This window comes from Tardiphaga sp. 862_B3_N4_1 (assembly GCF_051811085.1).
Taxonomy (GTDB): domain Bacteria; phylum Pseudomonadota; class Alphaproteobacteria; order Rhizobiales; family Xanthobacteraceae; genus Tardiphaga; species Tardiphaga robiniae.
In genome coordinates this window covers 2,621,934-2,644,037 of record NZ_JBPWQB010000001.1, presented here as the reverse complement: position 1 = coordinate 2,644,037, position 22,104 = coordinate 2,621,934, and the positions used below count along the sequence as shown (strand labels likewise).

Here is a 22,104-nt window from a genome sequence, read left to right as displayed (position 1 = left end):
AATTCCCCTTGGCCTGAAAAGGCCCTAACCTGAGCCGGTTCGCGCCTTGCGAATCTTACTCGTATCTTTGGAGACGTTCCGCGATGGCGTTGTCGAGCATGACCGGCTTTGCGCGAAGCCACGGCACCAGCGGGCCTTACAGCTTCGAGTGGGAGCTGAAATCCGTCAACGCCAAGGGCTTCGACCTGCGCTTCCGGATGCCCCCGGGTTTCGACGAAGTCGAGGCGGTCGCCCGCAAGCGCGCCACTGAAGTGCTGTCACGCGGCACGGTTTACGCGAACCTCACCGTTAAGCGCAGCAATGCGGCTTCGACCGTGCGGATCAACGAAGAGGTGCTGAATTCGGTGCTGCGTATTGCCGCCGAATTGGCCAGCAAGATCGACGCCGTCGCGCCGAGCGTCGATGGCCTGATGAACATCAAGGGCGTCATCGAAGTGGTCGAGCCCGAGGCTGACGAGGCCGAGGACAAGGCGGCGAAGGCTGCCGTGACCGCAGCATTCGAAGAGGCCCTCACCGCGCTGGTCGCCATGCGCAAGCGTGAGGGCATGACGCTTGGTGACATCCTGTCCCAGCGTCTGAATGAAATCGAGGCACTGTCGAAGAAGGCCGAGGCTGCGCCCGGCCGCAAGCCGGAAGCCATTCGTGCACGGCTTGCCGAACAGATCGCGACGTTGCTCGAGGCGTCGGATCGTTTCGATAGTGATCGGCTGAATCAGGAAGCGTTGATGATGGCGACCAAGGCTGACATCCGCGAAGAACTCGACCGCATCGCGTCGCACATTTCGCAGTCGCGCGAAATGATCAAGAAGGGCGGTCCGGTGGGACGGCGGCTGGATTTCCTGTCGCAGGAGTTCAACCGCGAGGTCAACACCTGCTGCTCGAAATCCAACGATCTGGAATTGACCAGCACCGGCCTTGAGATGAAGAACGTGGTCGAGCAATTCCGTGAACAGGTACAAAATCTGGAGTGACCATGTCCGGGGGCAGCCGAAATTCTCAAGAAGCTGGCTTTGACGGAGTCGAGCGGCGCGGGCTGATGTTCGTGCTGTCATCGCCATCCGGTGCCGGTAAGACGACGCTGACGCGGCTGCTGATCGACCGGATGCCGGGGCTGCAACTGTCGGTCTCGGCCACGACGCGCCCGATGCGGCCCGGCGAGGTTGACGGCAAGGACTACATCTTCGTCGACAAGCCGCGCTTCGAGAAGATGGCCAAGGGCAATGAACTGCTCGAATGGGCCACGGTGTTCGATAACCGCTACGGCACGCCGCGTGCGCCGGTGGAAGCCGCGCTATCAGCCGGCAATGACGTGCTGTTTGATATCGACTGGCAGGGTACGCAGCAACTGCGTGAGAAAGCCCGGGCCGACGTCGTCAGCGTCTTCATTCTGCCGCCCTCGGCGGCCGATCTCGAAAAGCGTCTGCATACCCGCGCGCAGGATTCCGACGAAGTGATCCGCGGGCGCATGAGCCGTGCCAGCCACGAGATGAGCCACTGGGCTGAATACGACTATATTGTCATCAACCACAATGTGGAGGAGGCCTATAGCGAGGTGCAGTCGATCCTCAAGGCTGAACGTCTGAAGCGCGAACGTCGTACCGGGCTGACATCTTTCGTCCGCGGGTTGCAGCAAGAACTCGAAGGCTAACATCATGCAGGCATTGTTCTGGAATGAGCGCACGCAGCAGCTCAGCGATGGCGCACGGCTATTCGATCCGCTGGCGCTCACGTGGCGTGATGATGCCGTGGAGCAGGGTGGAGAAGCTGTGACGGCTTCCGAAGCACTGCTGCGGCTCGCAGCAACGCGCAAGCTGCGCCGTGTGCCCATCGGGATCATTGGGCCGCGAGACGCGACACAAGCGCAATACGATCTCGCCGAACAGATGGGCGCGGCATTGGCGCGCCATGGCCTGCAACTGTTGTGCGGCGGCAAGAACGGCGTGATGGAAGCGGCGTGCAAGGGCCATGCACAGGAGGGCGGCATGCCCGTCGGCCTGTTGCCCGATGAGGAGTGGCACGCAGCCAATCCCTATGTCGCGATCCCCATCGCAACGGGCATCGGCCCCGCACGGAATGCCATTATCGCGCGCGCATGTCTCGTGCTGGTCGCGATTGGCGGAGGTGTCGGGACACTCTCGGAGATGGCGCTGGGACTACAGTTCAATCGTCTGGTGCTGGCGATGGCCGATGCGCCGGAGGTGAATACGGTAGAGCGCGTCGCTGATGTCGACGGCGTCATTGCTCGCATCGCAGCACGCCTTCTCGCAAATGCATAACTTTGCCGCTCTGTCATAAAACTGATATGCCGCCGTTATACTGAGGCGCAGACTTCAGCATCACATTTGACAGGGGACATGGCTCGTGCCGTTCGTCGCGATCGCCTATCTGATTTTTCTCGCGGCGCCAGTCCTGTTATTGTTCGTCGGCTCTTTTGGAGAAGTCTGGAGCGGCACGCTGCTGCCGTCGGGTTTCACCTGGCGCTGGTATCAGGAAGTCGCCGGCGATCCCAGCTTTCGCCGCGCTTTCACCACCAGCCTGAAGATCGTCGCGACCACCTGCATCCTCAATATCCTGATTGGACTTCCGCTCGCTTACGCCATTCATGCCGGCGCGCGGGGTGGTGTGCGGCTTGCAGCGCGGATCGTCACGCTGATGCCGATTGCCGTGCCCGAACTCGTTCTGGCTTTCGGCTTCATCCTCGTCTTCTCGTCGGACGCATTGCCGTGGCTCGGCAGTTTTTGGCTGCTGGCGGCGGGGCACCTCGTATTGACGCTGCCCTATACGGTGACGGCTCTTGTCGCCGATATGGATCAGCTCGGGCTCGCCGAATATGAGCATGCGGCTGCAACGCTCGGCGCATCTTTTCCGGCCCGTATGTGGGACGTGACGCTGCCGCAGCTGCATACGAGTCTGCTGTCCTGCATGCTGACAGTGGCAGCGCTGTCGATCGGTGAATTTCAATTATCCAACCTGGTCTCTGGCTTTCTGTCGCGCACCTATCCTGTGGTGCTGTTGCAGGCGTTCTATGGCGCGACGGGCTTTGCCTGCGCGGCCACCGTCGTATTGCTTGGGCTTGCGATGATCGCATCGCTGACCAGCGGGCTGACGGCGCGGGTCACCGGCCGGCGTAAAGTGGGGGCAGACGCGTGACGCTGCGATACGATCAAGTGAGCTACAGCTATCCCGGCACGAGCACTGGTGTGTTCGACATTGCCCTAGAGATCGGCCGCGGCGAATTGCTGGCAATCATCGGCGCGTCGGGGTCGGGCAAGTCGACGATTTTGAAATTGCTGGCGGGCTTCCTCAAGCCTGACACCGGGCGCATCCTGATCGATGGCAAGGACGTCGGCGCGTCACTGCCCGAGGCGCGTCGTCTGGGTGTCGTGTTTCAGAACTATGCGTTGTTCCCGCATATGCGGCTTTGGGAAAACATCGCCTATCCGCTGAAGGTGCGCGGTATCGCTAAACAGGCTCGGCGCGCGCGTGCCATCGAGATGCTGGGACGTGTCGGCATGGGTAAGCGGGCAGAGGACTATCCAGCGGAATTGTCGGGCGGCCAGCAGCAGCGCGTTGCGCTGGCCCGTGCGCTGGTGTTCGAGCCGCAGGGACTGCTGCTCGACGAGCCGCTGTCGGCGCTCGATGCGGGGTTGCGACTGGAAATGCGCGACGAAATTCTGCGCGTGCAGCGTCAGGCCGGCATTGCGACGCTACTGGTGACGCATGATCAGGAAGAGGCGCTGTCAATTGCCGACAAGGTCGTGATGATGCGCGATGGTCGCATCGTGCAGATCGGCACGCCGCGCGAACTGTACGAGACGCCGGCCGATGCAAGTGTCGCGGCCTTTGTCGGTCAATCCAATCTGTGGTCCGGCAGCGTCTCCGGCGATGGCATGGTGACGACGCCGATTGGCGCGCTGGCCTGCGATACGCATGGCAAGAGCCTCGGCACAAAGGTCACCGTCTTCGTACGCCCCGAGCGGGTCGAGCCCATCACGGGTCCGGTCGACGCGAGCAATCCCTGCTGCTTCGCGGGCAGCATGTCGGCCGACCGCTATCTTGGTCCCGTCAGGCGGATCGATATGGCCGTCGCCGGCGGGGCCATCCGTCTCGAAACTCATCTGCGCGGGCCGATCACCGGCGTGACGATCCCGCACGATGCCATCCGCCTTCTTCCCCCGACCTCATAAAGGAGATCGACATGAACCGACGCAAGTTTCTGAGCGGCGTTGCCGCAGCTTCCCTCGCCATTGCCATCAGCCCAACCGCATGGGCCTTCGAAGGTGCCGAACTCTACGCCGGCGAGAAGACGCTGTACGAAGCCGCGCGCAAGGAGGGCCTCGTCGTGTCGTTCGATACCGGACCGACCTGGGCCAACTGGGCCAACCAGTTCAAGGCTTTCCAGAAACGCTATCCCGGCGTCGAGATGGTCTACAATGACCTTGGCTCGGCGGCGACCGTCGTTGCCCTCGACAAGGCGCGCAATCGCCCGCAGGCCGACACGGCTTATTACTTCGCGGCCTCGGCGCTCGACGCTGCCAAGGCCGGCGTCGTCGATGGCTTCAAGCCGGTAAATTTCGACAAGCTTGCCGAGCCGCTGCGCGAGACCGATGGCCGCTGGTTCACCATTCACACGCTGAGCGTAGCCTTCCTAGTCAACACCAAGCTGGTCAAGACCGTGCCGGAGAGCTGGGCTGATCTTCTGAAGCCGGAATACAAGAACGCCATTGTGTATCAGGACCCGCGCTCGACGGGGCAGGGCCAGGTGGTGGCTTTCGCCGCGGCTTTCGGCAATGGCGGCAGCATGGACAATGTCGCGCCGGGTATCGACTATCTGGGCAAGCTGACCAAGGCCGGCAACGTACTGCGCACGGTCGGCACCACGCCTTACGCGCAGTTCCTGAAGGGCGAGATCCCGATCTGGATCGGCTACGAGAACGATGGTTTGAAGGCCAAGTTCACCGACGGTCTCGGCGATGGCGTGTCTGTCGTCATTCCGAAGGAAGCTTCAGCCGCCGCGCCATACGCGATCTCGCTGGTGAAGAACGGCCCGAACCCGAACGCCGGCAAGCTCTGGCTCAACTTCATCATGAGCGATGAAGGTCAGAAGATCTTCGCCGAAGGTTATGTGCGTCCGGCCGTGCCCGGTGTCGCCCTGCCGCCGAGCGTTGCCGACAAGATGCCGGCCGCGCCGCAGGTGCAGGCCATGGATATCGCCAAGGCCACCGCAAAGAAGGCGGAGATCGACGCCGGCTGGGCCAAGGCCGTTCTCGGCCAGTAAGCCGAACTCACCAAAGCGATCTCCGCGATAGCGCGGGGATCGCGTTTTCGTCATTACGGAATAAAGATCACGATGAGCGCGCGCGTTCCGACATCCATGCTCGCTGCCTTTGCCGTTCCCGGCAGCGTGGTGCTGGGACTGTTCTTCCTGATCCCCGTCTGTGCGGTGCTCGTCGGCGCCTTTGCGGATGGCGGCAGTGCGTTCGGTCGTCTCGCGGGCGATCCCGTGTTCTGGAACGGCCTGCGCGGCACGATGGTGCTGGGCACCGTCGCACCGCTGTTCTCGCTCGTTGTCGGCTTCTGCGTTGCACTTGCGCTGGCGCGTTTCGCGCCAGGCCTCCGTACGGCAGCCTTGATCGCGATCTCGCTACCGCTGACATTTTCCGGGCTGATCGTCGCTTACGGTTTCATTCTTCTGCTCGGCCGCGCCGGCTTCGTGACACTGCTGCTCGCCAAACTGGGCTTCGATCCCGCCGTCATCGGTGGCTTCATCTTTTCACCGGTGGGGCTCGGGCTGGCCTATTCCTATTATCTCGTGCCGCGCGTCGTGTTGATCGTGCTGCCGGCGATCAGCAATTTCGATCGTAATCAGATGCTCGCCTCGCGCTCGCTCGGTGCAGGGAGCTTCCGCACGCTCGTCGAGGTGATGCTGCCGCAAATACTACCGAGCCTGATTGCAGCCTATTGCCTGACGGCCGCAGTTGCCGTCGGCGCCTATGGTACGGCGCTGGCGCTCGCCGGCACGCAGGTGAATATCCTGCCGCTGGTGCTCTACAGCAAGATCTCGGAGACGGGGACCGATCTGCCGGCCGCATCCGCAGCATCGATCGTTCTGGTCGCGATCTGCGCCGTCGTGGTGTCCATCGGCGAAGCGATGCGTCCGCAGCGCAAGTCGTAGGCGCTACCGCCGATCATTGCTTGCTGGCGGTCCAGCGGCCGGTGCAGCCATTCGACATTTGCATCGAGCCGCCGCCACCGCGGCCGGACAGGCGGCCGGTCATGACCGCGCTCACACTGCCGCTGCTGCCGACCCCTTGCAATACGCCGCTCGGACTGATGCTGCCGCCTCCGCCGACGCTCCCACCGGAGATCGTCAATGTGCTGCTGGCGGTTTTGCCCGCGCACACCGCCGACTGACCGGTGAAAGTGATCTGCCACATGCCGTCGAATCTGGCGGCGCTGCCGCCCTCACCAGCGCCGCGGCGGGCTGGAGCTGCACGCTGCTCGGATCGCTCGCGGCGGGCTGGCTTGGCGGCAGGCGGCTCGGAAGACGAGCCGGACAGCGTCTTGTTGTCATTGCCGAGGCTGCCGCCGGTTGCGCCCTGACTCCATGCGTCGCTGCCGCCGAGTGCGATGATGAGCAGACAGGGGAGGATGACGGATTTCATGATGATCTGCGGGATTGTCATGGGCGGTTACTGCTTGCTTGCGACCCAGCGGCCCGAGCATCCATCGGATCGCTGGAAAACTCCCGAACCGGTACGGCCGGAGAGGCGACCCTGGCTGGTGACGCGGATGCCGCTGTAGTTTCCGCTTCCGCGCACTGTCCCGTTGGCGCTGACCGGGGCGCTGCCGTCTTTGCCGATCATCCTTCCGTTGGCCACGACGAAGCTTTCCGTGAATGTGTCGGAACAGCCGGAGGTGCCTACGCTCGATATCGACCAGGCGCCGTCGAAATTTCCGCCGCCTCCCGCGCCCTCGCCACGGTTGCGCGGCGCGGTCTGACGGCGCGGCGCGCGGCGTTCGGAGCTTTCGCGTTGGGCAGGCGCCGCTGATCGGGATTCGGGGGAGGAGCCCGACAGCGTCTTGCTGTCATTGCCAAGGCTGCCACCGGTTGCGCCCTGTGCCAGAGCTGTGTCTCCCGAAAATATCAGAATGGCCAAACCAATCAGAAGTCCAGATCGAAAAATCATGTTCAATAACTTTCAAAAAAAGATCGAACTTACAATTTCGCGTCAGGCCCCATCGTGGCGTTGGCGCAGATGGCGCCGACAATCGGACATGATTTTCCTGTTTTGGTGCATTGATCGATGGCCGCATCGCGCGCCTGTGCAAGCGTGGGCCGCGCGACAAGCGACCAGTTGCCGCCGAGAGCTGCGAAGGCGCCGCAATTCGCTCCGTAAAACGACAGTTCGAGCGGGCAGGGAGCCGTGCCGCATTGGGCGCGTGCCTTGGTCACGGCTGACTTGCGGGACGGTTGATCCCACGACATGCCCCATTTCTTGTTCTTGATGTCATAGACGATCGAGCCCCATTGTTTCTGGTCGCTCGCGCTGCGCAAACGCTGCAGCAGGCCCTCGGTCGCTTCTCCCGTTGGTGGCATGCCGCCCTTGACCTGGAAATCGCGGATCGCAACCGCGATTCCATTCTTGCTGTTCAGCGGTTCGGGATCGAAATTCAGCTCATAAAGCCGATCGCTGATTTCCGTAAGCTTGATTGGATCGGTGATCGGCAATTTGTCGAAGTCGATCCGTGGCGCATCGGGCAGGCGTGCTTCCTGCACGGCCTTCTGCGGCACGACGAGCGGCACGGTGGCGGTTGGTGCCACGAAGTAGAATGTGCCATCGATCGGCGATGACGACACCCAAGGCTGTTGCGAGCCGCCGGTGGCGCGCTTCACGGCAAGGCCGACCTGATTGAAGGTCTGGAAAATATCAAGCCCAGCCTGACGCACGGTACTCGCCAATGCCTTGGTATAGGGGCTGTTACCATCGCTGCCGTCCTGCGCCACGCTGCCGGGCTGGGTCGCATAGGAGATCAGGGTGCCTTCCGGTGCGCGCATCTGGGCAAGGCCGCCTTCCGAGGCGCGCAGGCCACGCGACCCGAACGGATTGTTCCGGCATGCGTCCAGGATAACCATGTTGAGCCGCGTGCCGGAGCCCTGCATCTGGCGCAGCACCAGATTGATATCGACCATCTGGAAATCGACATCCGCCTCGCGGGTCGGATTGGCGTTCACCGGCACGAGGTAATTGGAGCCGCTGACCTGCACGCCGTGGCCCGCGTAATAGAACAGGGCGACGTCAGCGCCCTGAACCTGCCGCCCGAAATTCTGCACGGCGAGATCAAGTGCGCTTTTGTCCAGGTCCAATTGCGCAGTGCCGCCGATCAACGTGAAGCCGAGACCGCTCAGCGTCTCCGCCATCAGCTTCGCGTCGTTCTTCGGGTTATCGAGGCGGGTGATGTTCTGGTAGCCGGAGTTGCCGACCACAAGCGCAATGCGCTTCTCGGCCAATGCAGCGCTGACCGAGAGCAGCAAAGTCAGGGCTATCAGCGCGGCAATTCGCGCAAGCGACCTGACCGGTTGGACGAAATGGTCCATGAATCCCATCCTGCAATGGGACATATCCTAGCCCGGATCGCATGAAGCGCAATCCGGGCCAAGGCCTCAGCTCAGTTGGTCAGCATGATCCGGCCGACGACCTTGCCGGCGCGCAGTTCATCGATCCACTTCTGGGCATCGCCCATCGGTTCCGCCTTCATCGGCGTCGGCTTGAGTTTGCCGGCGCGGGCCAGAGCCATCAGCTCCTTGGCTTCCTCAAGCGTGCCGACCATGAAGCCCTCGATGGTCATGCGCTTGTAGATCCATTGCACCATGGGCAGGCTGAACTCGCCGCCCATCAGGCCGGACACCACAATCTTGCCACCGCGCGCAACAGTGGCCACCGCGAAGTTCATGGATTTGTCGTTGCCGGCAAAGTCGACCACGCCATCGAAGCCGCCGTCATTTTCCTTCACCATGCGCCTGGCGACATCGGGCTCGGAAGGGTCATAGGCGAAGGCGGCGCCGTTCTTGAGCGCGGCTTCGCGTGCGGCGGGGTTGAGGTCGGCGACCGAAATCGGCTGCTTGAACATCGCCTGTGCCAGCGCGAGACCGGCCATGCCGACGCCGCCGAGACCCACCAGCAGCAGGTTGCGTTGCCGCGGGCGATCAACGAGACGCTTGAGCGCGCCGTAAGCGGTGATGCCCGAGCACATCAGAGTCGCCGCCATGTTGATCGGTAGCGGATCGTAATCGAGCAGATACTTCTCGTCCGGCACGAGGACATGCGTTGCGAAACCGCCGTCGAGCGACACGCCGAGGAAGCGGTTCTTGGCGCAGAGGTTCTCATCGCCTGCCAGGCAGTCGCGGCATTTGCCGCAGCCGATCCACGGGAAGACAGCCTTCTTTTTGCCGATCAGCGATTGATCGCCATCGGGACCGACCTCATCGACGATGCCGGCGATCTCGTGGCCGAGGGTGAAGGGAAGCGTCATACCGCGCGTGGTGTCGAGCTTCTTGCCGCCGCCGAGATCCGCGTAGCCGTCCTGGATGTGTAAATCGGAATGACAGAGTCCGCAGCACTCGATGCGGACCAGCACTTCCTTGCCCTGCGGCTTCGGCGTGTCGACGATGGTTTCGCAGAGCGGAGCGTCGAATTTCACCAGAGACTGGCGTTTCATAAGAGCCATTTTTGTTTTCCCTAGACTTCGTTGCATCCTAGCAATCACAGGATGGGGGCGAGTTCAAGGGTGCCCAAGAGCACCGGGTTCGCACCTGCGCCACACGTGCGGAAGGTCATGCTGTGCGCGTGCGGGCCCGTGCTGCTCGGCGGATACTGTGCCGTCTGAGGCGCGACCAGTCCGGGGAGGTCTGTTCCGGCGTGGGTTCGACCAACACCTGGAGCAGCCGCGCATAGTCGAGGACCAATCCGGGTGTCCAGGCCATCGCTTCGGCGCGCTGCCGCAAGACGCCCGCGACCCATAATTCGGGCGTGACCGCGGCCCGGAAAAATGCGCGCCACGGTCGCTCGGTGCGTCCGAGTACGCCTTCGAGTGCTGCATCGAGCGCGTGTGCCACGGCGGTCGAGCAGTTGCGGCTGGTGAGGTTGTAGGTCGTATCAACGCGGTAGGTGCGCCAGAAGTGGCGGACGCGAACGCGATCGATGCGCGTGAAACGGACATGTTCAGTGGCCTCGCACCATCCTTGTGCTTCCTCGGCATAGCTCGGCTGGAAACGGCCGGGCAGGTCGTTCTCGACGCCCGCGCGCAGCACGCGGCCGAACTCATCCGGCGCGCGATCTATTTCGACGGCGGGGTAGTGGCTGACATAGACATTGGGCGCCAGCTCGAGTGCTGCATGCCCGGTAGAAACAATCCCATTGGCATCAACGGCGGCAATGTAGCGATCCACCAGCGGACGGCGCCGCGCGTTGCGGCCCGGACCTGCGGGTGTCCAGACATGCACGACGAGATCGTCCTTGCCGGCATCATCCGGCGTGGCGGGCACCCACAATGCGGTCGGAAACGCGCCGCCCACCAGCATCGAGATGGGGGCATCCGGTGGCAATCGCCGCAAGCGATTAGCCAGCAATGTCGTGCTCAACCCCGATACGATCAGGAGCGCGCCGATGTTAAAGCCGATCGTGCCCTCGTACCAGGTCGGCCACGGCTCCAGTGTCGTGGCGGCGAGCATCACCTCGACAGTGCCGGCACCGATTGCCATCCGCCAGTTCTCGAAGCGCACCAGCCAGGCGCTGACGATGCGCGCGCTGCCGTCGAGCAGCAGCACGCCGCCCAGCAGCATCGCGATCAACAGGTTGGAATGACGCGGCTGCGCGATGATGATAACGGCCGGTACGATCAGGATAACGGCCTTGGCGAACTGATAGGGCCGGCGCGTGACGGCAAGCAGGGCAGCCAGCAGGCTGGCAATGCCTTCCAGCAGGAGCAGATAGCCGAAATAGGGAGGGCGCACGATTGTGCTGCCATCGAACGCGTCGATCACGATAGCGAGGCCCAAGGCAGCCCACAGCACGCCGATCGCGAGCAGCAACCGCCAGCGCCGTTGCACCACTTCCGCGCCCAGCAGGAGGAGCAGCAGTCGTATCATCGGTTACCCATGATCCCGGTTTTCCAGGGCCAGATATAGCCAGCGGATGATTAATGTTTTTATGCGAGGAGCTCTGCGTTCATCGTGGGGTCACGCATGCAGTCTTCAGCCGGTTCCATACCCGGTTCCACGCTCTGGTCGCGCGCCGCAGTGATCATGGCAGCGATGATCTTCGGCCTGACTTACAGCCTCAGTGCCGCACTGATTGCGCTGGATCTCGCAGAACGCGGCTCGTCCGACGCGTTCATCGGGGCGAATGCTGCGATGCATGCGGTCGGTGTGCTGGCGATGGCATTTGTGCTGCCAAGGTTTGCCGCCCGTATCGGCATGCGGCGTATGGTGATCGGTGCGCTGGCCGTCGCTGTTGTCCTGCTCGTGCTGTTTCCGGCCGTGCCGTCGATCTGGCTCTGGTTTCCGATCCGCATCGTGCTTGGCGCTGCGTCCGAAACCCTGTTCGTGATGTCGGAAACCTGGCTGAACAGCCTGAGCACCGATGCGACGCGGGCCCGCGCCATGGCTGCCTATACTGCAGCACTCTCGGTCGGCTTCGCGCTCGGTCCGTTTACGCCGTCCCTTGTGGGGACGCAGGGCGGGACCGCTTATTGGATCGGTGCGGGCTTCTCCATCCTTGCCTTGATGTGTCTGGCGATGCCCGGGATTGCGCAGCCGGTGTTCGATGGACCCGCGGATGCCAATCCGCTGCGCTTCATCATGCTGGCGCCGCTCGCGATGGCGGCAACGGTGCTGCATGCAACGGTGGAAAGCGCCGGGCTGTCGTTCCTCGCGCTTTATGCCGTGAAGCTCGGCTGGCTCGAGACAGAAGCGACGCAGTTGATGTCGTGCATGATGGTCGGCGCCATCATACTGCAACTGCCGATCGGCTGGCTCGGCGACAAGCTCGACCGCCGTCGCATGATCATCGTCCTGGCGGGACTGGCCGTGATCGGTGCGCTCGTGTGGCCATGGGCGCTGCTGTCACCATGGACCACCTATCCGTTGCTGTTTGTATGGGGAGGTGTGTTTGTCGGCATCTATACGATCATGCTGACCATTGTCGGCAGTCGCTTCAGCGGCAGCCAGCTGGTTGGTATCTATGCGGCGATGGGACTGATGTGGGGCGCGGGTGCGCTGATCGGCCCGGTCTTCGCCGGCGTTGCGATGCAGGGACTGACGCATGGGCTGCCGCTGTTCGTGGCACTCGCCTGCACATGTTTCATGTGCGCGGCGATCTGCAGTCCTGCACGGGACGTCAGGGCGTTGGCGTGATGCTCTTTGTCTTTCTGATCTCTGACAATTCGCGCGCCATCGCGACAAAGCCCGACACCGGAACCGTCTCGGCGCGCCGGGTAACGTCGACATCGGCAGCTGCGGCGAGCCGCTCCGGATCGGCGCCGAGGGACTTCAGGCTCTGTCGCAGCATCTTGCGGCGTTGGTTGAAGGCGGCGGCCGCCACCTGCTCCAGCAGGCGTCGTTCGCAGGCCTCGGGCTCCGTACGGGGAACGAGGCGCACGACCGATGACGTCACCTTCGGTGGCGGCGTGAAGGCGGCCGGCGAGATGTCGAACAGGATCTTGGTTTCGGCGCGCCAATTGGAGAGCACACCGAGCCGGCCATAGGCTTCGTCATCTTCGACGGCGACGATGCGTTCGGCGACCTCGCGCTGGAACATCAGCACCATCATGTCGTACCAGGGTGGCCAAGGCTCGGTGCACAGCCAGTCGATCAGGAGCTGGGTGCCGATATTATAGGGCAGGTTGGCGACGATCTTGGCACGCTCGCCTGATAGCATCGGGCGCGGATCGAAGGTCTGGGCGTCGCCGATGACGATCTCGAGCCGACCAGGATAGTGCGCGGCGATTTCCTTGAGTGGGCCGAGCGCGCGCTCGTCACGCTCAACGGCGATAACGCGCCTGGCGCCGGCGGCCAGCAATGCACGGGTGAGGCCGCCGGGGCCGGGACCAACCTCGATGACCGTGCAATCTTCCAGCGGGCCGGCGGCGCGGGCGATGCGTGCGGTGAGATTGAGGTCGAGCAGAAAATTCTGGCCGAGCGATTTGCGCGCCTGCAGATCGAAACGTTTGATGACGTCACGCAGCGGCGGCAGATCGTCGATCCCGCTCATGCGGATTGCGTCGCAGCCATGCGGGCCGCGAGTTTCAGCGCTGCAATCAGGCTCGACGGATTGGCGCGCCCGGTGCCGGCGATATCGAAGGCCGTGCCGTGATCCGGCGAGGTCCGGATGAAGGGAAGGCCGAGCGTGACGTTGACGCCCTCATCGAAAGCGATGGTCTTGATCGGGATCAGGGCTTGGTCGTGATACATGCAGATCGCGCAGTCATAGGTCGCGCGGGCTGCCGGATGGAACATGGTGTCGGAGGGCAAAGGCCCGCGTGCGTCGATGCCTTCATTCTGCAATACGGTGACCGCGTGCATGATGAACGCCTGCTCCTCATCTCCCATCGAACCGTCTTCGCCGGCATGCGGATTGAGGCCAGCAATTGCCAGTCGTGGCCGCTTGATGCCGAAACGGGTCTTCATGTCGTTGACCACGATGCGCGCGGTGGCAGTGATCAGCGGGCCGCTCAGTTGGGCAATGGCATCGCGCAGCGAGACATGGATCGTGACCGGCACCACGGCCAGTTCCGGCGACCACAACAGCATCACCGGCAGCGGGACCTTTCCGTCGCGGGCGGCCAGCTCGGCGAGAAATTCGGTGTGACCGGGGTGAGTGAAACCTGCGCGATAGAGCACGCTCTTGGCGATCGGATTGGTTACGACGGCGCTGGCACGGCCGGCTTCCACATCCGCGACAGCCTGACGGATCGAGGCGACGGCTGCGGGCGCGCTGGAAGCGTCAGGACGACGGGGAGGCGCGGTGACCGTCTGCCCGATCGACACCACTGGTAACGCGTCAGCAAACGTCTCAGCAGCACCGGCGGGCGTTGCGTCGGCCAGCCTGACGTCGAGGCCGAGCGTTTTGGCACGTTCCGCCATGAAGTCACGGTCACCAAGCAGATAGAACGAGGGCAGGTCGAGTTCGTGCCGACGCAGCCAGGCAGCGATGGCAATGTCCGGGCCGATGCCGGCCGGTTCGCCCAATGTCAGCGCAAGAGGTTTGGTCATGGTGCCGCCCTAAGCCAGTCGCGGCCTAAGCCGGATCGGAAATTACCGATATTCGATCATCGCCGCTTTGCGCACTTCCTGCAGGTAGGATTTCGATTTCGCTTCGAATTTGTCGGCAAACATCTTGTCGCGGACTTCCCGCTTCTTCGGTGTATCGACCTTGGTCGGCTTGCGCGCGCATAGAGCGACCATTTCCACGCCCTGGCGGGTCACTTCCGGAGGCGTGAGACGTCCGATCGGGGTCTTGTCGAGCAGTTCTCGCAGCGACGGCGGCAGATCGGCAGAGGTTTTCACGACCGTATCGCGGATGGTCGCATTCTGCATCGACTTGAAGGTACGGTTGGCGTCTTCGCAGCTCTGGATACGCTCGCGCAGCCCTTCGGCTTCCTTATGCCGCGCTTCCATCATGCCGGACGCCGCTCCGCGGGGGACGACCAGCACGACAGGTCGCATCTGATATTCGAATGCTTCGGTCATCGCGTCGCCGCCGGCTCCCTGAACCGCTGCGTCAACTTCCTTTTCACCGACCTGCAGGCTCTGCTTGAAGCGGCCACGGACGATGGCATTCCAAACCATGTCGGCTTTCAAGCGGCTCTTCAACGTGTCCGGGCGAATGCCTTTGGATGCCAGCGATTGCACGAGCTGATCCGGCGTGAGGCGCATGCGCGAGCTCATGTTCTGAAATGCACCATCGACTTCCGAGGCACCAGGATCGACGCTGTATTTCTTGCCTTCCTTGATCTTCACCTTCTCGTTGATCAATTCGTCGATCACGTCCTGGCGGCTGTTTGTCTTCGCACCTGACAGTGCATTCAACTTGGTGCGCTGCTCGATATCGAAATTGGTGATGGGCTCGCCATTGACCATAACGGCGACGGATTGGGCCCGAGCCGGCGATCCCGCGCAAATGAAAAGGGTAACTGCCGTCGCCAAAGCGGCTTGCAGAACGCGTCCGGAAATCATCGTACCCATCATTGTCTAAACCGCGGTGTCAAAGCTCTCTTGAAAGCAGAATTCGCATACATCGCGACGGAAAACGGAGATTTCACGGCACAAACGACCGATACTAGTAAGTGCCGCCGGTTCCGCTCGCAGACGTGGTATTGCCAATTGTCCGCAGGCCAATCTGGAACATGAATGAATGGCTCAGAACGGGCGGCGTGCTCAGGTTAGTCACGTAGTTGTAGGACGTGACATAATTGACGCCGAGCACGAAACAATCGTCCACATAGCCTGCGCCGACCGTGTACTGGTTGATCTTGTTGGCCTCGAGATCCCAGCGCGCGCCACCGGTGACTACCCAGTTCGATGCCAGTTTGATCGAGCCGGTGCCAAGGAGGCCTTCGCGGCGGGTGAGGTAGCCCAACTCCGCCTGCGGTGCGTAGTTGCCATACATCAGGCTGACCGACCAGCGGTCGAAGCTTGCGCGACCCTCCGCCTCAAAGCGCGACACGTTACCGGTCGCCTCGTCGATCCGCGCACGCGTGCTGACCGTGTAGGTCCGGTTCGGCGAATAAGCGAGGCTGGCGACATAGTCTGACCGTGAGGTAGCCAGTCCGGAGTCGACACCGGTGTTGGTGCTATCTGCAACTGCGAACGAGTTCAGGCCGAACAGTTGGTAGGACTGACCGAACAGGACTTTGACGGAGCCGCCACGGTCGAACTGCGTGGTGGCCTGCACGCCAACATTGGCGCGACCGCCGCCTTCGACACGGTCATAACCGGAGAACTTGTTGACGCTGAACAGATTGCTCGCATCGAAGCTCATGCTCTGCGCGTCTTCGTTCGGCAACTTACCGGCGTAGGTTTCGTTCGGACGAATGATCACTTGAGCGATGGGTTCGAGTGTCGTGGTGCCCCACGGCTGAACGTTGATGAACGGATAGCGATACTCGAGGCCCACGGTCGGCATTACCCGCAGCGCGGTCGTGTCGCCGGTCGGCAGGAAGTTGGAGACGCCGGGCTGGTTCGAGATCGAGGCATCGATCGCATCGACGCGCAGGATCGCGAACGGCGTGAATATCTGGCCGAACGAGTCCGTATAGGAACGGCGCCACTGAGCTTCACCGGTCACGCGGGTATAGGTGCCAGGAATGCCGTTCATCAGGCAATTGGTTGGCGTTCTCGCGAGCGGATCTGCGGAAGTCAGATTGCACAATCCGTTGGTATTGGCGAGGGATGTGATCGGCGTGAATGAGGCCTGATCACGGCTCAGACTGGTCATGTTGAACTTGTAACTGAACTCGCCGCCCAGAATGTTCTGGTTGAGCACATTATTGTAATCGATCACCGGGTGAATGACCGGGACCTGGCTCTGATTACCGGAGAAGCTCAGATAGTAGATCGTGCGTGCATCGAAGAAGCTACGCTTGCCGACGCCCGTCAGATAGAGTTGCGAAACGGCTTCCGTCTGCAGGTTCAGGAACGAGGCGTACGGATCCTTGTACATGGACAAGCGATAGTCCTGCAGGAAGTTGTAATCGCTGAGTGCGACCGCGTCCCAGCCCCAGACCCATTTGTCGTTCAGCGCGAACTGGCCTTTGGACTCGACTCCGCCGCGCCAGTCTTTGTCGCCGACCGTGTTGGCGAAGGCGCTGCGATCCTGCTGATTGATGCCATAGGCACGGATCTGGTAGGCGCCATCCATCAGGCGCTGCCGGAACTCTCCTTGCATCAACAGGCCTTGCTTGCTGGTGTAGCGTGGCGAGATGGTTGCATCGTAATCAGGCGCGATTGCCCAATAGAACGGGGTTTCAACGCCGAAGCCTGTATTGGTGTTCTGCGTGAAGCCCGGCATCAGGAAGCCGGTCTTGCGCTTCACCGTCGGATCGGGCGTCGAAAAATACGGGATATAGGCGAGGGGCACGCCGAAGAACTCGATCCGGGCGTCCTCGAAATACATCATCTTTTCGGTCTGGTCGTGGATGACGCGGGCACCCTTGACCTGCCACAGCGGCGGCTTTTTCGGATCTTCCTTACAGGCGGCGCAGGCCGTGTAGACACCGTTCTGGAACACGGTGTAGTTGCCGGCGGTGCGCTCGGCGCGTGTCGCGGCCATGCGCGTCGCATCGGCCGTATCGACGCGCAGCGAATCCACGAAACCGTCGCGGTAGTCGTCGCTGAGATCGAGCAGGTTGGCATAGGTGATCTTGCCGTCGGCGTCCGTCATGCGGACATTGCCTTCGGCGTGCAGGCGCTTGGTCTTCTGGTCGTAGATGACCTTGTCGGCTTCGACGGACGTACCGTTGTAATACATCTGCACGCTGCCGACTGCGGCGACGCGCGAGTTGTTATAGTCGTAATTGACCTCGGTCGCCTGGACCAGCATCTGCCCGGTCTGGGCGGCAGGCGGCGGCTTCGGCCGGGTGGCGGGGCGATTGTAAGTGAAACTCTGGGCAGCCGCCGGGGTCGTCGCCGCGACGCCAAATGCAGCCGCCAGACCCAAAACGGTTGCGAGCATCGGGGCCAGTACGCCAGACGTGCAGAAACGGTCAGCGCGCACGGTCATGCGCAGCTTCCAATCAAATGCCTGCTCACGGAGGGCGGCAAACACAGCCACTATCCGTCCTCCTGGTACAACAAGGCCAAAAAGCCGGTGAGGCCGCCCACACACACAGGCAGCCACGCCGCAGCAATCGGATGCATCAACTCAGCCTTGCTCAAATCTTCCGTAACTTTCGACAGGACGTAGAGCAGAAAGCCTGCGCCCACGCCACTCAAAACCATCTTCTGGACACCGCCCATCCGAAAGAACCTCAGGCTCACGGAAGCAGCCAGCATCACCATCGCAACCAGCAAAAACGGCTGTGCGATAAGCTTATGATACTGCAAGCGATACCCCGCCGTCGCGAAACCCGAACTCTCTGAGGATTTGATATACGAAGGAAGTTGCCAAAATGACACTGTTTCGGGGGTCGAAAAACTGTTTCTGACCTGCAGCGGGGTCAGGGTCGTGGCCAGGTACATGCTGTCCTGCTCAACCACGGGCGAATCGAGGGTGTAGCGTCGCACCCCTTTGAACAACCAGCGGCCGGGCTCCAGCGATGCCTCGCGAGCTTCGATCCGTTCCTTGAACTGGGATTCGGTGTCGAACCGGAACACGGTCAGGCCGGTCAGGCGGACGCCCTGCTGCTCGCTGCGGGCGGCATTGATGATGGATTGGCCCTCGCGGTTGACCTGGTTGATCCAGAAGCCGGAGGCGTCTTGGACGCCGCCGCCCGGCGCATCGCCGAACATCTGGGCCTCCATCCGCTTCGATTCCTCGCGCAGGTTGGCCGACAGGGGATTGTAGCCCACAGTCGCCAGCACGCCCAGGATGAGAGCGCTGGCCAGTGCAGGGGAAATAAACTGCCAGGCCGAGACGCCGGCGGCGCGGGCGACCACCAATTCGAGCCGCCGCGACAGCGCGAGATAACAGGTCATAGCACCGATCAGGATGCAAAACGGCATCATCTTCTCGAGCAACTGGGGTACCCGGTACAGCGACGTCTGCGCCACCATCAGAGCGGAGGCCGAGGCCAGCCCGGAGGTGCGCCTGACCATCTCGATGTAGTCGACCAGCACCAGCAGCATGAAGATACTGGTGAACACGCCAAGGGCTGCCACCAGGAAGCGACCGGCGAAGTATCTGCCGATGGTGTTGGTGATCATGCTCATGCGGTGGCTGGCCGTCGGAAGAGGCGCAACAACCGCTCGTTGGATCTGTTGATTGCTTCCACCAGCTTGGCCGGCGGTTCCACCACAATACCGGCAGAGATGATCCAGAAGCTGACGCCGATCGCTGTCGCCAGCAAGGCATATTGAAGCGGTGCGGCGAAGTCCGATTTCGCTGCCACGACGGAGCAGGCAAAGCCCGCCATGCGTAGGCCGAACACCGCGGCAATTGCGCTACCCATCGAGAAGTTGCGGCTCTGCCGCGTCGTCCGTGGCGAGCCCAGGAATGCAAAGGTCAAGGCGGCAAAGGCAAGCGGATAGATCGGCGCCATCAAGCGGTCGTGCATCTCGGCGCTGAACTGCCGCGGCACCTGCTTGTAAAGCGGGTCATCCACTGGCGGCACCATCAATTCCCAGAGATATCGTTCACGAATTCCGTAGGTGACGTCCTGGCTGCGATTGGAGAACTTCGACATATCGAAAGCGTAGCGGCCGAACGCTACCATGGCGGGGTCGGTCTTGCCTGTCTCGAAACGCTGCAGATTGCCGTCTTCCAGGATCAGGAACGAGCCATCCTTGTTCTTCAGCACCGTGCCATGGTCCGCGATAATGGTGACGCGCTCCTTCGGGTCGCGGCGATCATCCACGAAGATGCCAACCAGTAATCCGCCGGGCTGACGCTCCCGGACGCGGATAGTCAGGTTCTGGTCGAGCTGTGCGAAGCGGCCTGGCTGCAGGATATTCGCCAGAACATCGGCCGTGATCTCGGCGTCCCAGCGCTTCAGCCGGCGCATACCATCCGGTGCCAGATATGAGCCAATGAAAGCCACGAGCAGCGATACGACCATTGTCGCGAACAGGAAGGGACGAAATAGCCGTCGCGGCGACAGGCCGGCGGCATTCATCACGATGATTTCGGAGTCGGTCGCGAGCTTGGTCAGGGTGTGGGACACCGCGATCATCAGGGCGATCGGAGCAATGATCAGAACGAGAACGGGAATCGCCAGGCTGGTGACGCCGAGGAAGGTCAGAATGGTCTGACCCTGGCTCGTCATCAGGTCGATTCCGCGCAACGCTTGCGTGATCCAGATCACGCCCGTCAGGCTGACCAGAACCACCGCAAACGACGCCAGCGTCGTGCGGAAAATATACTTGTCGATAGACCCCATCGGTCCGATCAATCCCCATTCCGGCCGTTAAAGCCGCCCGCATGCCCAATCCCGCAAGGGGGACCCCCGAGGACATGCCGCGATCCTCACTAGCCCATCATCTCACTTAGCATCCCTTTGATTGGTCAACAAAATGGCCGGGGGATGGCTCGCTCAAGATATGGTTAATTATGTGCCTGATGTGTCCCTTGGGCCACTGAAATGCTTCGCAACCCGCGTGGCGACGAGGAGGCGTATCCGTCGGTGGGGCCTATTCGTTGGCAAGACCGTCGCCTAAGGCCAGAGTCGACACATTCGGACACAGGCAATGCCCGAATCGTGGGTTACGGGCGGTTTGGTTTCCCTCGGGGGAAACACAAGAAACTATCGATCCTTGGCGGTTTCGGTCAGAACCTGTCTTGACGGTTCACGCTGCGACGACAACAAAACACTTGAACCCCGCCGCACTGACCGGATTCCGCGCCGACCCCTGCGACAGCCCTGATCTTCTGGAGGAATTTGCCATGTCCGACGCCGTCAAGGTCGGCTTCGTCCCGTTTGCCACTGCTGCGCGCGGTGCTCTTGTGGTGTTCTGCGACGAAGCGCTGAAATTCGGTCCTGCCGCGACCAAGGCTCTCGGGGACGCCGCAGCAACTGTGAAGCGCGCGGCTACAACCAGCAAGTTCAAGGGCAAGAGCGCGTCGACGCTCGACATCCTGGCCCCAGACGGCATCAAGGCGTCCCGTCTCATCGTGATCGGCACCGGCAAGCCGGCCGATCTGAAGGAGACCGATCTGCTGAAATTTGGCGGCGTGCTCGCCGGCAAGGTCGGCGGCAGCAATGAGGCGGTGACCGTCATCGCGGAGCTGGCTTCGGGTGCAATGACGCCGGAGCAGGCGGCATCGGTTGCCTCCGGCGTATTGCTGCGCGCCTACAAATTCGATCGTTACAAAACCAAGAAGAAGGATGCCGACGAGACGCCCGGCAGCGTCGCGGTTTCGTTGGCCGTCGGTGACGTCGCTGCAGCCAAGAGGGCCTTTGTGCCGGGCAATCATATCGTCAACGGCGTCGTGCTGGCCCGCGAACTCGTGAATGAGCCGCCGAATGTGCTGTTTCCCGCCGAATTCGCGCGCCGCGCAGGTGAGTTAAAGAAGCTCGGCGTCACGGTCGAAGTGCTCGACGTCAAGGCGATGACCAAGCTTGGCATGGGCGCGCTGCTCGGTGTGTCCCAGGGATCTGTGCGTCCCGGCCGCATGGTGGTGATGCGCTGGAACGGTGGCAAGAAGGGCGAGCAGCCCGTCGCCTTCGTCGGCAAGGGCGTCACCTTTGATACCGGTGGCATCTCCATCAAGCCGGCCGGCAGCATGGAAGACATGAAGGGCGATATGGGCGGCGCAGCCTGCGTCGTTGGCCTGATGCATGCACTCGCGGGCCGCAAGGCCAAGGTCAATGTGGTTGGCGCCATCGGCATCGTCGAAAACATGCCGGATGGCAACGCGCAGCGTCCGGGCGACATCGTGACGTCGATGTCCGGTCAGACCATCGAAATCATCAACACCGACGCTGAAGGCCGTCTCGTACTGGCCGATGTGCTCTGGTATGTGGCGAAGAAGTTCAAGCCGAAATTCATGGTCGATCTGGCGACGCTGACCGGTGCGATCATGGTCGCGCTCGGTACCGAATATGCTGGCATGTTCTCCAACAATGATGAACTCGCAGAGCGTCTGTCCACCGTGGGACAGACCACCGGCGAACGTGTCTGGCGGATGCCGCTCGGTCCGGAATACGACAAGCAGATCGACTCGCAATTCGCCGACATGAAGAACACCGGCACGCGCAATGGCGGCTCGATCACTGCGGCGCAGTTCCTGCAGCGTTTCGTCGACGATACGCCGTGGGCGCATCTCGATATCGCCGGCACCGCCATGGGCGCGCCGAAGACAGAGATCAATCAGAGCTGGGGCTCGGGTTACGGCGTGCGGCTGCTGGATCGGCTTGTGGCCGACTATTACGAGGCGAAGAAGTAGTCCG

General features: G+C 62.1%; 20 protein-coding genes. 9 read left to right on the top strand and 11 right to left on the bottom strand.

Going from position 1 to position 22,104, the window contains the following annotated elements:
* Positions 1 to 83: 83 nt before the first annotated feature.
* The 7 genes from AB8B02_RS12480 to AB8B02_RS12450 all read left to right on the top strand — a co-directional run bounded on the left by AB8B02_RS12480 (position 84) and on the right by AB8B02_RS12450 (position 6,175).
* The gene (locus AB8B02_RS12480; protein ID WP_175366144.1) at positions 84 to 971 is read left to right on the top strand and encodes a YicC/YloC family endoribonuclease; all 888 of its coding nucleotides are present in this window, start codon (positions 84 to 86) and stop codon (positions 969 to 971) included.
* A gap of 2 nt (positions 972 to 973) precedes the next feature.
* Positions 974 to 1,648, top strand: coding sequence for a guanylate kinase (gmk, locus tag AB8B02_RS12475; RefSeq protein WP_093758293.1), 675 nt, complete (start codon positions 974 to 976; stop codon positions 1,646 to 1,648).
* A gap of 4 nt (positions 1,649 to 1,652) precedes the next feature.
* Positions 1,653 to 2,276, top strand: coding sequence for a TIGR00725 family protein (locus AB8B02_RS12470; RefSeq protein ID WP_309945645.1), 624 nt, complete (start codon positions 1,653 to 1,655; stop codon positions 2,274 to 2,276).
* Positions 2,277 to 2,361: 85 nt separating this feature from the next.
* On the top strand, positions 2,362 to 3,150 hold the full coding sequence (locus AB8B02_RS12465; protein ID WP_309945647.1) for an ABC transporter permease: 789 nt from the start codon (positions 2,362 to 2,364) through the stop codon (positions 3,148 to 3,150).
* On the top strand, positions 3,147 to 4,187 hold the full coding sequence (locus AB8B02_RS12460) for an ABC transporter ATP-binding protein (RefSeq protein ID WP_120292339.1): 1,041 nt from the start codon (positions 3,147 to 3,149) through the stop codon (positions 4,185 to 4,187). The genes AB8B02_RS12465 and AB8B02_RS12460 overlap by 4 nt, the downstream gene beginning before the upstream one ends.
* 11 nt (positions 4,188 to 4,198) lie before the next feature.
* The gene (locus AB8B02_RS12455) at positions 4,199 to 5,278 is read left to right on the top strand and encodes an extracellular solute-binding protein (protein ID WP_309945652.1); all 1,080 of its coding nucleotides are present in this window, start codon (positions 4,199 to 4,201) and stop codon (positions 5,276 to 5,278) included.
* 72 nt (positions 5,279 to 5,350) lie between these two features.
* Complete coding sequence (locus tag AB8B02_RS12450; RefSeq protein WP_439064059.1) at positions 5,351 to 6,175, top strand: ABC transporter permease; 825 nt, start codon at positions 5,351 to 5,353, stop codon at positions 6,173 to 6,175.
* A 13-nt stretch (positions 6,176 to 6,188) separates the two neighbouring features.
* Here the strand turns inward: AB8B02_RS12450 and AB8B02_RS12445 are convergent, their stop codons facing one another.
* From AB8B02_RS12445 to AB8B02_RS12425, 5 genes are all read right to left on the bottom strand, one after another.
* Positions 6,189 to 6,665 carry a hypothetical protein gene (locus AB8B02_RS12445; protein WP_439064058.1) on the bottom strand — a complete coding sequence of 159 codons (477 nt, stop codon included), beginning with the start codon at positions 6,663 to 6,665 and terminating at the stop codon, positions 6,189 to 6,191.
* Positions 6,666 to 6,692: 27 nt separating this feature from the next.
* Entirely contained in the window at positions 6,693 to 7,190 is a 498-nt protein-coding gene (locus AB8B02_RS12440; RefSeq protein ID WP_120292355.1) for a hypothetical protein, read from the bottom strand.
* Between the two features lie 29 nt (positions 7,191 to 7,219).
* Entirely contained in the window at positions 7,220 to 8,599 is a 1,380-nt protein-coding gene (locus tag AB8B02_RS12435; protein ID WP_120292551.1) for a caspase family protein, read from the bottom strand.
* A gap of 71 nt (positions 8,600 to 8,670) precedes the next feature.
* Positions 8,671 to 9,729, bottom strand: a complete 1,059-nt coding sequence (locus AB8B02_RS12430) for an alcohol dehydrogenase (protein ID WP_439064057.1) — start codon at positions 9,727 to 9,729, stop codon at positions 8,671 to 8,673.
* A gap of 106 nt (positions 9,730 to 9,835) precedes the next feature.
* Entirely contained in the window at positions 9,836 to 11,092 is a 1,257-nt protein-coding gene (locus AB8B02_RS12425; protein WP_439064056.1) for a DUF308 domain-containing protein, read from the bottom strand.
* A 153-nt stretch (positions 11,093 to 11,245) separates the two neighbouring features.
* Here AB8B02_RS12425 and AB8B02_RS12420 point away from each other — a divergent pair, with 153 nt between their 5' ends.
* Positions 11,246 to 12,415, top strand: a complete 1,170-nt coding sequence (locus AB8B02_RS12420; RefSeq protein WP_439064055.1) for an MFS transporter — start codon at positions 11,246 to 11,248, stop codon at positions 12,413 to 12,415.
* Here the strand turns inward: AB8B02_RS12420 and rsmA are convergent.
* The 6 genes from rsmA to lptF all read right to left on the bottom strand — a co-directional run bounded on the left by rsmA (position 12,399) and on the right by lptF (position 20,094).
* Positions 12,399 to 13,271, bottom strand: a complete 873-nt coding sequence (gene rsmA, locus AB8B02_RS12415) for a 16S rRNA (adenine(1518)-N(6)/adenine(1519)-N(6))-dimethyltransferase RsmA (protein WP_439064054.1) — start codon at positions 13,269 to 13,271, stop codon at positions 12,399 to 12,401. The genes AB8B02_RS12420 and rsmA overlap by 17 nt on opposite strands.
* The gene (gene pdxA / locus AB8B02_RS12410; RefSeq protein WP_439064053.1) at positions 13,268 to 14,272 is read right to left on the bottom strand and encodes a 4-hydroxythreonine-4-phosphate dehydrogenase PdxA; all 1,005 of its coding nucleotides are present in this window, start codon (positions 14,270 to 14,272) and stop codon (positions 13,268 to 13,270) included. Before pdxA ends, rsmA begins: the two co-directional genes overlap by 4 nt.
* Positions 14,273 to 14,314: 42 nt before the next feature.
* Positions 14,315 to 15,244, bottom strand: a complete 930-nt coding sequence (locus AB8B02_RS12405) for a SurA N-terminal domain-containing protein (RefSeq protein ID WP_439064639.1) — start codon at positions 15,242 to 15,244, stop codon at positions 14,315 to 14,317.
* A gap of 94 nt (positions 15,245 to 15,338) precedes the next feature.
* Positions 15,339 to 17,732: an LPS-assembly protein LptD gene (locus tag AB8B02_RS12400; RefSeq protein WP_439064638.1), complete on the bottom strand. Its 2,394-nt coding sequence runs from the start codon at positions 17,730 to 17,732 to the stop codon at positions 15,339 to 15,341.
* Positions 17,733 to 17,830: 98 nt separating this feature from the next.
* Positions 17,831 to 18,928 carry an LPS export ABC transporter permease LptG gene (gene lptG, locus AB8B02_RS12395; protein WP_175366134.1) on the bottom strand — a complete coding sequence of 366 codons (1,098 nt, stop codon included), beginning with the start codon at positions 18,926 to 18,928 and terminating at the stop codon, positions 17,831 to 17,833.
* A complete protein-coding gene (gene lptF / locus AB8B02_RS12390; protein ID WP_089263952.1) occupies positions 18,925 to 20,094 on the bottom strand; it encodes an LPS export ABC transporter permease LptF in 1,170 nt (389 codons plus the stop codon). Before lptF ends, lptG begins: the two co-directional genes overlap by 4 nt.
* A 503-nt stretch (positions 20,095 to 20,597) precedes the next feature.
* Here lptF and AB8B02_RS12385 point away from each other — a divergent pair.
* Positions 20,598 to 22,100 carry a leucyl aminopeptidase gene (locus AB8B02_RS12385; protein WP_439064052.1) on the top strand — a complete coding sequence of 501 codons (1,503 nt, stop codon included), beginning with the start codon at positions 20,598 to 20,600 and terminating at the stop codon, positions 22,098 to 22,100.
* Positions 22,101 to 22,104 lie beyond the last annotated feature (4 nt).

What these genes read in the sequence shown, in the direction of transcription:
- AB8B02_RS12420 (WP_439064055.1), top strand. Translation starts at nt 11,246, where the DNA reads ATGCAGTCTTCAGCCGGTTCCATACCCGGTTCCACGCTCTGGTCGCGC.
- AB8B02_RS12480 (WP_175366144.1), top strand. Translation starts at nt 84, where the DNA reads ATGGCGTTGTCGAGCATGACCGGCTTTGCGCGAAGCCACGGCACCAGC.
- AB8B02_RS12385 (WP_439064052.1), top strand. Translation starts at nt 20,598, where the DNA reads ATGTCCGACGCCGTCAAGGTCGGCTTCGTCCCGTTTGCCACTGCTGCG.
- AB8B02_RS12455 (WP_309945652.1), top strand. Translation starts at nt 4,199, where the DNA reads ATGAACCGACGCAAGTTTCTGAGCGGCGTTGCCGCAGCTTCCCTCGCC.
- rsmA (WP_439064054.1), bottom strand. Translation starts at nt 13,271, where the DNA reads ATGAGCGGGATCGACGATCTGCCGCCGCTGCGTGACGTCATCAAACGT.
- pdxA (WP_439064053.1), bottom strand. Translation starts at nt 14,272, where the DNA reads ATGACCAAACCTCTTGCGCTGACATTGGGCGAACCGGCCGGCATCGGC.
- AB8B02_RS12440 (WP_120292355.1), bottom strand. Translation starts at nt 7,190, where the DNA reads ATGATTTTTCGATCTGGACTTCTGATTGGTTTGGCCATTCTGATATTT.
- AB8B02_RS12470 (WP_309945645.1), top strand. Translation starts at nt 1,653, where the DNA reads ATGCAGGCATTGTTCTGGAATGAGCGCACGCAGCAGCTCAGCGATGGC.
- AB8B02_RS12450 (WP_439064059.1), top strand. Translation starts at nt 5,351, where the DNA reads ATGAGCGCGCGCGTTCCGACATCCATGCTCGCTGCCTTTGCCGTTCCC.
- AB8B02_RS12405 (WP_439064639.1), bottom strand. Translation starts at nt 15,244, where the DNA reads ATGGGTACGATGATTTCCGGACGCGTTCTGCAAGCCGCTTTGGCGACG.
- gmk (WP_093758293.1), top strand. Translation starts at nt 974, where the DNA reads ATGTCCGGGGGCAGCCGAAATTCTCAAGAAGCTGGCTTTGACGGAGTC.
- AB8B02_RS12435 (WP_120292551.1), bottom strand. Translation starts at nt 8,599, where the DNA reads ATGGACCATTTCGTCCAACCGGTCAGGTCGCTTGCGCGAATTGCCGCG.
- lptG (WP_175366134.1), bottom strand. Translation starts at nt 18,928, where the DNA reads ATGAGCATGATCACCAACACCATCGGCAGATACTTCGCCGGTCGCTTC.
- lptF (WP_089263952.1), bottom strand. Translation starts at nt 20,094, where the DNA reads ATGGGGTCTATCGACAAGTATATTTTCCGCACGACGCTGGCGTCGTTT.
- AB8B02_RS12445 (WP_439064058.1), bottom strand. Translation starts at nt 6,665, where the DNA reads ATGAAATCCGTCATCCTCCCCTGTCTGCTCATCATCGCACTCGGCGGC.
- AB8B02_RS12400 (WP_439064638.1), bottom strand. Translation starts at nt 17,732, where the DNA reads ATGCTCGCAACCGTTTTGGGTCTGGCGGCTGCATTTGGCGTCGCGGCG.
- AB8B02_RS12430 (WP_439064057.1), bottom strand. Translation starts at nt 9,729, where the DNA reads ATGGCTCTTATGAAACGCCAGTCTCTGGTGAAATTCGACGCTCCGCTC.